The following is an 11,461-nucleotide window of genomic DNA, read 5'->3' on the forward strand; positions in this document are numbered from 1 at the left end:
CGTCGCCTGCGTCGGTGAGGGGATGCGGGTCCGGGTGCATGAGGGGCTCCGTGGCGGCATTGTGGGGGCAGGCGTCCACGCTCGGGCAGGGCTGCCGGTGGCGTCCAATAAGCAGCCGGCATCACTTCATGCACGGCTGCCTTCGTCGCCTTGAGCGCGACCGAACGGCGGGCTAGGGTGCAGGTCTACTGCCCCGGAGCCCGCCATGGCCTCGCCTGATGCCGACACCCTGCGCAAGCGCGCCAGCTTCCGCCAGTTGCATGCAGCAGGATGCTTCGTGCTGCCCAATCCGTGGGACGTGGGCAGTGCGCGCTATCTGCAACGGCAGGGCTTCCAGGCCCTGGCCACGACCAGTGCCGGCTGCGCCTGGAGTGAGGGGCGGCCGGACGGCGCGGTATCGCTGCAGGCCACGCTGGAGCACCTGCGACTGATGGCGGCGGCGACCCCGTTGCCGTTGAATGCCGACTTCGGTGATGGTTTCGGCGCTACGCCACGGGCGGTGGAGGAGGCGGTAGCCGCGGCGCTCGCTACCGGCATCGCGGCGTTGTCGATCGAGGACGCCAGCGGCCTGGCCGATGCACCACTGAGGCCCATCGAGCAGGCGGTCGAGCGATTGCGCGCGGCGCGTGCGGCCATCGACCGCGCGGGCGGCGACGTGCTGCTGGTCGGGCGAGCGGAGAACTTCTTCGTGGGCGTACCGGATCTGCAGGACACCCTGCGGCGCCTGCGTGCCTACGCCGAGGCCGGTGCCGATGTGCTGTATGCACCGGGCATCAGTACGCGCGAGCAGATCAGTGCGGTGGTCGCCGCCGCGGGCTCGAAGCCGGTGAACCTGCTGGTCGCTGGACCCACAGCACTGAGCCTGCAGGACATCGCCGCACTTGGCGTTCGCCGGGTCAGCCTGGGCGGTGCGCTGGCGCGTGCCGCGTGGGCTGGACTGATGCAGGCGACCCAGCCGATCGTGCAGGACGGACGCTTCAATGGCCTGCAGCAGGCGGCGTCCGGGGCTGCCTTGAACGCGTTGTTCCAGTAGCCCCGCGCCCTGCATGACGGGAAGGGCCGGCGACTACAACGCCTCGATCTCCCGCTTGGGCAGGATCACGCCGGGTTCCAGCGCTGGCAGCAGTTGGCGAAGCAGGCGCGGATTGTCCTGCAGCCCCGTGCCGTCCAGATACGTCCACCCGGAACCGCCAATGCGGCGCACGGCCACCATGAACGTGGTGCTGCGCATCGGGGTTTCACGCACCCGTACCAGGGATTGGCGTGGCACGAAGCAGACTTCTTCCTCCCCGGCCGCATAGGTCCGGGTCGGCACACCGACGTCTTCGCTGATGACCACCACGCCGCCGCTGTGCTGCTTCTTCAACGCATCGCGGGTGATCGCCTGGAAGGCCTCATCGCCGCCGGCCAGCCGCTTGAGGCTGGGATGCGTGCGCTCGATGAGGAAGTCCGCGTCGCCGCGGGCGTAGGCAGTCATCAGGGCGCGCACATCTTCGCGCAGGGCCTTCGCGTCACTGGGACTGAGTTCACCCGCGAAGGCGGATGGCAGCAACAGCGACAGCAGCAGCGTCAGTATCGTCAGGGGCAGGCGTCGATCCATGTCCGGATGTCCCACAGGGCATCGTTGCACTATACGTTGGACGCGAAAACAGCGTCCCACCGGTGGCGCTGGTTTCCCAGGAATCGCTACTTACCATTGGTAGGTAGCGATTCCTGGAGATCCCCATGCACAGCCTCATTGTCATCGCCCACCCTGAGCCCGTTTCGCTGACCCACGCGATGGCGCGTCGCATCGGTGATGCCATTGCCGCGGCCGACACCGGCAACACCGTGGCCTATGCCGACCTGATGGCCGAAGGCTTCGATCCGCGCTTCAACCCGCAGGACCAGGCGTTGTTCCGCAGCACCGGCGCGGTACCGGCCGATGTCGCTGCCGAGCACGCGCGGCTGGATGCCACCGATACGCTGGTGCTGGTGTTCCCGTTGTACTGGTGGTCGTTCCCGGCGCTGCTGAAAGGCTGGATCGACCGTGTGTTCACCAACGATTGGGCCTACGCACAGGATGCGCAGGGCAGGCTGGTGAAGAAGCTGCAGCGCCTGAATGTGCATCTGGTCGGCTTGGGCGGCGCCGACGCAGCCATGGTCGAACGTCGTGGCTACGACGCGGCAATGAGGACGCAGATCGACATGGGCATCTTCGACTATTGCGGCGCACGCGTGCTGTCGTCCCACCTGCTGTTGGACGCCGATACCGGTGCCGCTGAAGCGCATCTACAGACCGCGCTGGCGATCGGCCGTAAAATTGGTGTTCCAATGCGCTGATCGCCGTGCTCCGCCGATGCCCGCCAACGCCACCCCCACGCGCCGCCGAATGACCCGGGAGCAACGCACCCGCCAGTTGCTGGATGTGGCCTGGGCACTGGTCCGCGAAGAAGGTACCGGAGCGTTGACGCTGGGGCGGCTGGCCGAAGCGGCGGGCGTGACCAAGCCTGTGGCCTACGATCACTTCGTGACCCGCAATGGCTTGCTGGCGGCGCTCTACGATGACTATGACGGACGCCAGACCGTGGTCTTCCACGAGCGCATCGGTCGCGCCCGGGCGCAGCTGGTCGATCGGGCGGCGGCCATCGCCTCCGGCTACATCGACTGCGTCCTCAGCCAGGGCAGTGAAGTGCAAGGCATCCTCGCCGCGCTGGTGGGGGCGCCGGAACTGCATGAGGTGCGGCGGCGCTACCAGCAGGATTTCATCGACAACTGCCAGGTCTGGCTGGGCCCGTTCGCCGCCGACGGCACGGTGTCGCTGGCGGGGCGCTGGGCCATCCTCGGTGCGGCTGAAGCCCTTTCAGAGGGTGTGGCTGCCGGCGCGCTGGACAAGGCCGGTGCCGTGGCCGAGCTGCAGCGGCTGATCGTGGCGACGGTCAAGCGGCGCTGAGCCGCACAAGCGGTCAGCCGCCGGCCAGGGCGGCGAATCCCGCGGCCAGCTGGTCGCGCACCAGTGCGTCGCGCGCGTCGCGGCTTGCAGAGCCCAACACCACGGTGATCAGCCGTACCGGCTGGTCCCGCCCGGATACTGGCCGGCACGCGGTGGCGGCCAGGCAGAAGCCTGCGGCCTGGGTGTAGCCGGTCTTCAAGCCGTCCACGCCGTCTTCGCCGAGCAGGGCGTTCTGGTTGCTGCGGTTGAAGCTGCCATGGGCGAACGCGCGCTGCGCGGTGATCGCCAGGATCTGCGGATGGTCGTTCAACAGGCGGGCGGCCAGCACCGCCATGTCGCGCGCGCTGGAGACATGGTGCGGTGTGGTGATGCCGGACACGCTGGCAAACCAGGTGCTGCGCAGCCCGAGCTGGCGTGCGTGCCGGTTCATGCGTTCCAGGAATGCGGCCTGCGATCCGTCCAGGTGACGCGCGATCGCCAATGCAGCGTCATTGCCGGAAACCACCATCAACCCTTCCAGCAGGCGTGCCAGAGTGATTGTCTCGCCGGGCACCAGGCCCATGCGCGTTTCATCATCGGCCACGGCATGCACATCGTCGGCGGCGATGGTGACCGGGTCGTCCCACGAGCGTCCGTTCTCTTCGACGCACGCATAGGCGGCGTAGGCGGTCATCAGCTTGGTCAGCGATGCCGGTTGCCGCGCGGTTTCAGCGTTGTGCTGGTGGATCACCGCGGAGGTCGCCGCTTCCAGGGTGATGGACGAAATCGGTAGGGGGGCGGGCGCAGCAGACGGCATGGCGGGCGGAGATGGCAGCGACGGTCAGCAAGAATAGTTCGTGCCGGCTGCACGAAGCCGCACTGCCGGAGCGCTGCAGCGTCCACGGCAACGCCCGGTTGCGCCCGGGCTGGGGTCGAGGCAGCCTGCGCACATGCAATCGGATATCCGCATCGACGGTCGTGTCTTCACCTACGTCTTCCCGTGTGCGTGGGAGGACTACGCGAAGATCGGCTTTTCACGTGATCCGCTCGGACGCATCAGCGCATTGCATCGGCGATGGTTCGAGTTCTTCGACCTCGATGCCGGTGCGCTGGTGGAAGCGGAGGGCGAGCGCGATGCACGTGATCTGGAGCTGCAGCTGCGTTCGCCGTTCAAGGCGCACCGCGCACCGGCACCGATGACGATCCAGCACAAGGCTGGGGGTCGTACTGAATGGGTACGTGGTGCCAACCAGGCCTTGTCGCTGGCAATTGCTGCGTTGGGTGAACAAGGCTATCGCTGTTACCCGCTGAAGGCATGGCTGCAGGCGGCGCTGCGCCTGCGCATGGACCGGCTGCACGACTGGGCTGTGGTGCAGCTTCCGGAAGAAGAAGGCCTGCGGATTCCCGGTGGCCCCGGTGAGGGCGTGCTGCGTGACACGCTCGACGGTTGCCGGGCACTGGATATCGATCCAATGCCCTGGCTGCCTGAATACGTCCAACGCTGGTACACAGGTTGAGCCGCGTTCAACGGGTCCTCGGCTGCTGAACCGGCGCGGCCGGTTGCGCCGCGCACGCAGGGGAGGCGGTGGACGGGCTGGCCAGCTGGCGTGCCAGCTCGGCGTTGGCCACATGGCCGTGCAGGAACAACAGGCTGCCGAAGATGTTCATGAGCGTGCCTCCACTTGAGTGGATTGCACGATACGGGCAGCATGGAAGCGCAAAAAGAGACATTTCCGCAAGCATGCCTTGAGAGGAATTCAAGCCTGATGTCCCGTCCGCCCCTTCATGCCCTGCAGGGATTCGTGGCCGCCGCGCGGCTGGGCAACCTGTCACGGGCAGCGGCGTCGATGAATCTGACCGTCAGTGCGCTCAGCCATCAGATGCGCCAGCTGGAAGAGCGGCTCGGGCAGCCACTGCTGGTCCGCCAACCGCGTGGCGTCGCCCTCACCCTGGAGGGGCAGCGCCTGCTCGACCAGGTCGGCCCGCATCTGGATGCGATCAACGAAGCTTTCCAGCCCTATGCGGCCCGCGCCGAGCACGTGCTGACGATCAGTGCGGTGCCGTCGATGGCGTCGGCGTGGCTGGTGCCGCGCTTGGGTCACTTCGTGGCTGAGCACCCACAGATCGAGATCAACCTGCAGTCGAGTGAGCGCCTGATTGATTTCGAGCGGCAGCGCCAGTTCGACGCCGCGCTGCGGCTGGGCAGCGGGCAGTGGCCGGGCCTGGTGGTTGAGCCGCTGTTCGACGAGTGGCTGCTGCCGATGGCGAGCCCGGCGCTGATCGAACGCATGGGAGGGATCGACCGGGTGCCACTGAACCAGTGGCCACTGCTGGGGGACCCCGATGGCGCGTGGGGGGCCTGGTTCGCGTTGAGCGGGCAGACCCCGCCGTCGCGCTTCGTAGCGGTGCTGGATGATTCGGAGGCACACCACCGTGCGGCGCTGGACGGGGTGGGCGTGGCGCTGGGGCGGGTGACGCGGGCGCGCTTGTTGCTGGATTCCGGCCAACTGGTTGCGCTGTCCAACCTGCGCCTGAAAACCGCCTGGCCGCATTGGCTGGTCTACCCGCAGCGTTCGGCCCGCCACCGCGGCTTTCTTGCCTTCCGCGACTGGCTGCACGCGCAGGCTGCCGAACACGTGCGGCACATGGCGGACGCTACACTCATCGCACCAGCGTGACCGCCTGCCCGGCGCGCGCGAATGCCTCCTCCAGCAGCGAGCCGGCCTTGATCGCCTCCACTTCCTCGAACAGCGCCTGCAGCGCGTCGGCGGGGCGCGATGCCGGCGCCGCCACCGCCTGCTGGATCGCGGTGAAACGGTCGGCCAGCACGCGGTGGCCGGGATGCGCCCGCGCCCATGCTTGCAGCGGCTGGCGCACGCCGGCGGCGGCATCCAGGCGCTGCAGATCGAACAGGGTGATCGCAGCCGCCGACGTCTCGGCCCGTTCGATCGTGGCGTGGCGCAGTTCGCGGCTGAGAAACAGATCGTAGGCTGCACCGCGGCCCACCGCGATGCGCAGCCCCTCGCGGTCGAGGTCGGTCACCTGCTGCGCGGGACTGTCCTCGCGCACCAGATAGGTGCCTTCGATCTCCACGTACGGAGCACTGAAGGCGATGCGGTCGGCACGTGCCGGATCGATGGCCAGGAAGGCCAGATCCCAGCCGTCTTCGCCTGCCGCAGCGACCACCGAGGCTGCGGCATCGTGACAGGTGAAGCGTGCCTGCACACCCAGGCGCTGCGCCAATATCGCGGCCAGCTCCACCGACGGTCCGCGCGGCGAGTGCGCATCGCCCTGCGCCAGCACCGGGTTGCCCAGGTTGATCGCCACGCGCAGGAAGCCCTGCGGTGCCAGCGCACTTTGGTGATCGGCCAGGGACATGCAGGACTCCGCGAGAAAAGGGGCACCCAGCATGCCAGCGCTGCCCTGCAAGGAGTGTCATGCTGCACGACTGCAGGATGGCCTACCTTCCGTTTGCCGACGAGGCCGCAGGTGTGGGCATGGACTTGGAGGTGAGCCTGGAGCGTGCACTGCGAGCGGGGGCTGAGCTGCGCTTCGGACCGGTCGACGCGGGCGACTGGCGCGTGGCCGAGCCCACGCTCGGCTGCTGTTGGCCCAGCCGCCCAAGCTCAGCCGAGCATGGGCTCGGCTCTACAAGGTCGCGGCGCGTGAGCGCTGCAGCCAGTCGTTGATCGCCGGATCGAGCCGCGGGTCGTCCGGCAGCTGCATGCCGAAGCCTTGCTGCAGCACGTCGCGCACGTCGGCAACATCCTGCAGCGGACGCTTGTCCGGTGCCTGGCCGGGGCGGTACTCGGTGTAGTTGCCGCTGCCGATGGTGCGTCGCCAGTCCGGCCCGGTCAGCGACGCGCGCAGCTGGCCAGGGAAGCTGGAGTCGGGATGGGTGCACACGTACCAGTTGCCCACCACGTTGTCGATCGGTGCCGGCACGTGCAGGTCAAAACGGTACATCGCCCGCCAGCCGTCAGCGGATTCGGCGGACAGCACGAAATCCCCCTCGCCGGGCAGCCGCTGCAGCAGATAGCGTTCGTGCGGAGTGGCCTGCGGCTGCGGATCATGCAGCCGCAGCGGCACGGTCGGGGTCAGGCTGCCGAAACCGGCATCCACCAGCCAGTCATCGCCGTCCACCTGCACGCGCAGCAGCAGGTGGGTCCGTGCGGTCAGTTCGCCGTCCTGGGCAGCCAGCAGCACGCGCGCGCTCAATGGCTGTGCATCGAAGCCCAGCGCCTGCAGCAGCGCCAGCAGGCCGCCGTTGAGTTCGAAGCAGTAGCCGCCACGACGGTCGTCGAGCAGCTTGCGCTGCACGCTGTCCAGGTCGATCGGTACCGCATCGCGCAGCAGGCAGCTGAGGGTCTCGAACGGCAGCACTGCGTTGTGACGCTGCTGCAGCAGGGTCAGGCCGGCCAGCGTCAGCGGTGGCGGGGCATCCAGCTGCAGGCGCTGCAGGTAGCGGGGGACATCGAGCGTCGTCATGGCGGCACCGGGCGGGAGGGGAGGTCCACTGTGCTCCCCCAACCGGGGTTGAGGTCAAGGGCGCTGGTCGTGTCACGCCAGCGTCGCCTGCACCCGGTACAAAGGCCGCGTCCGCCCGTCACCGCTGGGCCAGGACGACGAAAGTTCTAAAGTTGCCTTGAATCCGGCCGATACAGGTGCGTCCTTTTGCCTGGAGTCTGTCATGTCGGCCGTTGTCCCCCACCTCCGGTCCCTGCGCACGCGGCTTGCGGCGCTGCGCCCGGCGTCTTCCGGCCTGCTGCTGTGGCTGCAACCGCATCGGCTGAGCGTAGCCAACAAGCTCAAGGCGACCTTGTGGGTCTGTGGCCTGGGACTGGTCGCAATTGCCGCCGCCTTTGCCTGGACCGGGCATGCCAGCACGCAGGCTGCGCGCAGCCAGGCCAGCTACCAGCGCGGCAGTGATCTGGCCGCGCGCCTGGCCACGCGGGTGGCCGAAGCGCGCCGCCTGCAGATCCAGTATGCACGCAGTTTCGATGATGCCGACCGCGCGCAGCTGCTGGCCACGCAAAAGGCGCTGCAGGACGATCTGCAGGCCCTGCGCACGATGCCGATGGATGCCGGCCGGCGCAAGGCGCTGCAGGCGCTGACCGAAGCTGCAGACGCGTTCTCGCAGGGTGTTGCCGCCCTGTTCGAACGGGTCGACGAGATGGGCCGTGGTGAGGCCGGCCTCGCCGCGCAGCTGCAACTGGCTGCAGACACGCTGCAGGGGCAGGTGGATGCGCAGCAGCGGGATGCGCTGGCGTTGTCCCTGCAGAAGATGCGGCGGCAGGAGGCCCTGCTGCTGCTCGACGGTGATTCCACCCACGCCGACCGCGCCAGCGAAGAAAAGCTGCCGTTCGATCTCGCGCTGGCGGGCCTGCCCGCGGATGCGCAGGTCACCCTGCGCACCGGGATGGATGCGTATCAGGCCGCATTGCTGGGGTATACCGCGGCCCGCGTCGGCCTGGATGTGGAAGCGCAGTCGCTGCTGGATACCGCCGCGGGCGTAGCGCCTGCGCTGGCCGCATTCCAGCAGGCACAGGTGGCGGCGCTGGCCGGGGCGCAGGCACGCCAGCAGGCCGGCGCGCGCACCATGAGCGTGCTGTTCGCACTGACCCTGCTGCTGGTGGCCGGCGTGCTGATCACCAGCCTGGTCCTGGTGCTGCGTGCGGTGCGCCAGCCGATCCAGGACACCCTGCGCTTCGCCAGCGACATCGCTGAAGACCGCTTGGACACCACCCTGCGCGTCTACAACGCCAACGACGAGATCGGCCAGCTGGCGCAGCGCCTGGTCGACATGCAGCAGCGCCTGCGCGCGCGTATCGAGACCGAGCGTGCCGTGGCGCGCGGCAACACCCGGGTGCGCCAGGCATTGGACAGTGCACAGACCGGTTTGATGGTGATCGATGCGGAAGGGCAGGTCGCCTACGCCAACCCGGCATTGCTGCAGCTGCTTGACCTGCGGAACGAAGCGCTGGTGGGCAGCGACGCGGTACGCCTGCATCCGGCGTTGGCCAGCCTGGCCGGCGTGCGCCAGCGCGAAGAGCGCGAGATCGGCCATGCCGGCACGCGTTACCAGCTGATTGCCAACCCCGTCATCGATGAAGGGCAATTCCTCGGCGTAGCGGTGGAATGGCGCAGTCGTGCGCTGGAGACCCTGCTGGAAACCGAGGTCGCTGCCCTGGTCGATGCTGCAGCACACGGCGACCTGCACGGTCGCATCGCGCTGGAGGGCAAGCAGGGCTTCGTGCGCACGTTGTCGACCAGCATCAACCGCCTGCTGGCGACGTTTGAAACCAACCTCGGTGACCTGCAGGCATTGCTGGCTGCGCTGGCCCGTGGTGACCTCAGCGTGCGCATGGAGGGTGAGCTGCAGGGCGTGTTCGCGCGCATGCGCGATGATGCCAACGCGACGGTCGCGCAGCTGGGCCGCATCGTCACCCGCATCCAGCACGCCACCTCCAGTCTCGATACCGGCGTTGGCGAGATCGTTGCCGGCCATCATGATCTGTCTCAGCGCACCGAGCAGCAGGCCGCCAACCTGGAAGAGACCGCCGCTTCCATGCACGAACTGACCGATACGGTCGGTCGCAATGCTGATGCCGCAGGCCGTGCCGACGCGCTGGTCAAGGGTGCGGCTGCGGTGGCGCAGCGCGGCGGCGAGGCTGTCGGCCAGGTGGTGGCGACCATGCAGGGCATCAGCGAGGCATCGCGGCGGATCGGCGACATTACCCAGCTGATCGACGGCATTGCCTTCCAGACCAACATCCTGGCGCTGAATGCGGCGGTGGAAGCGGCGCGTGCCGGTGAGCAGGGCCGCAGTTTCGCCGTGGTAGCCGCGGAAGTGCGCCTGCTTGCACAACGCAGCGCAGAGGCGGCCAAGCAGATCAAGGGCCTGATCGAGGATTCGGTGGCGCGTGTGGGAGAGGGCAACCAGCAGGCCGAACAGGCCGGCACCACGATGGGCGAGATCGTCGGCAGCGTGCAGCAGCTGGCCGAGCTGCTGGCGGGTATCCGCAGTGCGTCGCAGGACCAGCATGCCGGCATCGCACAGGTGAACCAGACCATCGTGCAGATGGAAGCCAATACCCAACGCAACGCCAGCCTGGTGGAAGAGGCCGGTGCCTCCACGGCGCAGATGCAGGTCCAGGTGCGTGCCCTGGCCGACGCGGTGGGCGCGTTCCGGTTGCAGTCGATGCCGCAGGCGCGCGCCGCCGCGGCCTAGTCAGCCGAGCGTAGGCTCGGCGCTACATCGGCTGCAGGAACACTGTAGAGCCGAGCCCATGCTCGGCTCACACCAGCGTTCGGCGGCAGGAATCAATACACGTCGCGGCGGTAGCGCCCGTTTTCCAGCAGCATTTCCACCGCTTCATCGCCCAGCGCCGTTCGCAGCACCTGATCCACGCCTTCGGCCATGCCCTGCAACGACCCACAGACATGGATCACCGCACCGCGCCGCATCCAGTCGCGCAGCGTTCCGGTGGCCGCCTGCAGGCGATCCTGCACATAACCGCCGTCGCCATCGCGCGAGAACGCCAGGTCCACCCGCGCGAGATGGCCATCGGCCTGCCACGCTTCGATCTCGTCGGCGAACAGGAAATCGAGTGCACGCTGGCGCTCGCCGAACAACAGCCAGTGCCCGTGTTCGCCTGCACGGGCGGCTTCGCGCAACAGGCTGCGCAGGCCGGCGATGCCGGTGCCGTTGCCGATCAGCACCATCGGCGCGCCAATGACACGATGGAAACCGGGGTTGCGATGCACGCGGGCGACGATGCCGGCACCGATCGGCGCATGCAACGACAGCCAGCCCGAGCCCAGCCCGGCTCGACCGGAGGCGTCATGCACCAGCCGCACCACCAGCTCCACCACGCCATCATCCGTGCAGGAGGCGATCGAATACTCGCGGCTGGGCAGCAGCGGCAGCCCGGCCAGCCACAGGCAGGCATCCTGCACTGCCAGCGCGGCATCGGCCTCCGGCAGCTCGCGTTCGCTGGCCAGCGCCAGCAGCGTGCGCGGATGGCCATCGACCAGCAAGGGCTGCAGCGGATCCAGCCCATGCGCCTTCAACACGGCACCGGCATGCTGCGCATTGTGGCGGGGCGCGATGTGCAGGATGTCACCGGCCTGCCACTGCACGTCGGCCGGTGCGGCAAGACGGATACGCCAGATCGCTCCGCCGACGCTGCCAGGGTTGAGGCGGTCACGGCCGAGCAGGCGCCACTCATGCATCTGCGTAGCCGCAGGCAGCACGCTGTCATCGGTGACGATGCCGGTGAGCGCACCCAGCTCCTGCTGCCACCGGCGCAGCGCGGGGACCGAGGCGGCATCGACGTCGACGCGCTCGAACAGTGCACGCGCGCCGTTTCCGATCAACCAGCCATCGACCCGGCGGCCGAAGCCGCAGTAGTGCGGGTACTGGCGGTCACCCAGCGCGAGCAGGCCGAACTGCAGGCCCGAAAGGTCCAGCGCTTGTGCAAGCAACTGCCGCGCTGCGCGCCGTGCGGCGTCGGGCGGCTCGCCGTCGCCGAAGGTGCTCAGCACGAA

Annotated in this window: 12 protein-coding genes; 6 read left to right on the forward strand and 6 right to left on the reverse strand. The window is 68.4% G+C overall.

Annotated elements, in window-relative coordinates; translation table 11 throughout:
• The first annotated feature begins 205 nt into the window (after positions 1 to 205).
• Positions 206 to 1,033, forward strand: coding sequence for an isocitrate lyase/phosphoenolpyruvate mutase family protein (locus tag N5E02_RS17910; RefSeq protein WP_164093267.1), 828 nt, complete (start codon positions 206 to 208; stop codon positions 1,031 to 1,033).
• A gap of 33 nt (positions 1,034 to 1,066) precedes the next feature.
• On the opposite strand, the gene N5E02_RS17915 is transcribed toward N5E02_RS17910, so the two are convergent.
• Positions 1,067 to 1,600: a hypothetical protein gene (locus N5E02_RS17915; protein ID WP_005419691.1), complete on the reverse strand. Its 534-nt coding sequence runs from the start codon at positions 1,598 to 1,600 to the stop codon at positions 1,067 to 1,069.
• 125 nt (positions 1,601 to 1,725) lie between these two features.
• Between N5E02_RS17915 and N5E02_RS17920 the strand changes: the two genes are divergently transcribed.
• Together N5E02_RS17920 and N5E02_RS17925 are read left to right on the forward strand one after the other, a co-directional pair.
• Positions 1,726 to 2,322: an NAD(P)H-dependent oxidoreductase gene (locus tag N5E02_RS17920; RefSeq protein ID WP_065178824.1), complete on the forward strand. Its 597-nt coding sequence runs from the start codon at positions 1,726 to 1,728 to the stop codon at positions 2,320 to 2,322.
• A gap of 16 nt (positions 2,323 to 2,338) precedes the next feature.
• Entirely contained in the window at positions 2,339 to 2,932 is a 594-nt protein-coding gene (locus N5E02_RS17925; RefSeq protein WP_065178823.1) for a TetR/AcrR family transcriptional regulator, read from the forward strand.
• A 13-nt stretch (positions 2,933 to 2,945) separates the two neighbouring features.
• Here the strand turns inward: N5E02_RS17925 and N5E02_RS17930 are convergent, their stop codons facing one another.
• A complete protein-coding gene (locus N5E02_RS17930; RefSeq protein WP_065178822.1) occupies positions 2,946 to 3,728 on the reverse strand; it encodes a D-alanyl-D-alanine carboxypeptidase family protein in 783 nt (260 codons plus the stop codon).
• A 133-nt stretch (positions 3,729 to 3,861) separates the two neighbouring features.
• On the opposite strand from N5E02_RS17930, the gene N5E02_RS17935 reads away from it, so the two are divergent.
• Complete coding sequence (locus N5E02_RS17935; protein ID WP_005419685.1) at positions 3,862 to 4,428, forward strand: GIY-YIG nuclease family protein; 567 nt, start codon at positions 3,862 to 3,864, stop codon at positions 4,426 to 4,428.
• A 7-nt stretch (positions 4,429 to 4,435) separates the two neighbouring features.
• On the opposite strand, the gene N5E02_RS17940 is transcribed toward N5E02_RS17935, so the two are convergent.
• Positions 4,436 to 4,579 (reverse strand): hypothetical protein, encoded by a 144-nt coding sequence (locus N5E02_RS17940; protein WP_162911598.1) that lies wholly within the window; start codon positions 4,577 to 4,579, stop codon positions 4,436 to 4,438.
• 98 nt (positions 4,580 to 4,677) lie between these two features.
• On the opposite strand from N5E02_RS17940, the gene N5E02_RS17945 reads away from it, so the two are divergent.
• Complete coding sequence (locus N5E02_RS17945; RefSeq protein ID WP_032954576.1) at positions 4,678 to 5,589, forward strand: LysR substrate-binding domain-containing protein; 912 nt, start codon at positions 4,678 to 4,680, stop codon at positions 5,587 to 5,589.
• On the opposite strand, the gene N5E02_RS17950 is transcribed toward N5E02_RS17945, so the two are convergent.
• Both N5E02_RS17950 and N5E02_RS17955 read right to left on the reverse strand, forming a co-directional pair.
• Positions 5,573 to 6,289, reverse strand: a complete 717-nt coding sequence (locus N5E02_RS17950; protein WP_061478210.1) for an ABC transporter substrate-binding protein — start codon at positions 6,287 to 6,289, stop codon at positions 5,573 to 5,575. The two genes, N5E02_RS17945 and N5E02_RS17950, sit on opposite strands and share 17 nt — an antisense overlap.
• A 270-nt stretch (positions 6,290 to 6,559) precedes the next feature.
• A complete protein-coding gene (locus tag N5E02_RS17955; protein ID WP_005419680.1) occupies positions 6,560 to 7,399 on the reverse strand; it encodes an arylamine N-acetyltransferase in 840 nt (279 codons plus the stop codon).
• A 202-nt stretch (positions 7,400 to 7,601) separates the two neighbouring features.
• On the opposite strand from N5E02_RS17955, the gene N5E02_RS17960 reads away from it, so the two are divergent.
• Positions 7,602 to 10,142, forward strand: a complete 2,541-nt coding sequence (locus N5E02_RS17960) for a methyl-accepting chemotaxis protein (protein WP_139727812.1) — start codon at positions 7,602 to 7,604, stop codon at positions 10,140 to 10,142.
• A gap of 92 nt (positions 10,143 to 10,234) precedes the next feature.
• Here N5E02_RS17960 and N5E02_RS17965 read toward each other — a convergent pair.
• Positions 10,235 to 11,461: sulfite reductase subunit alpha (locus N5E02_RS17965; protein WP_279946566.1), on the reverse strand; the 1,227-nt coding region annotated here is incomplete at its 5' end.

Source organism: Stenotrophomonas sp. GD03777, from assembly GCF_029842485.1.
Classification (GTDB): Bacteria; Pseudomonadota; Gammaproteobacteria; order Xanthomonadales; family Xanthomonadaceae; genus Stenotrophomonas; species Stenotrophomonas sepilia.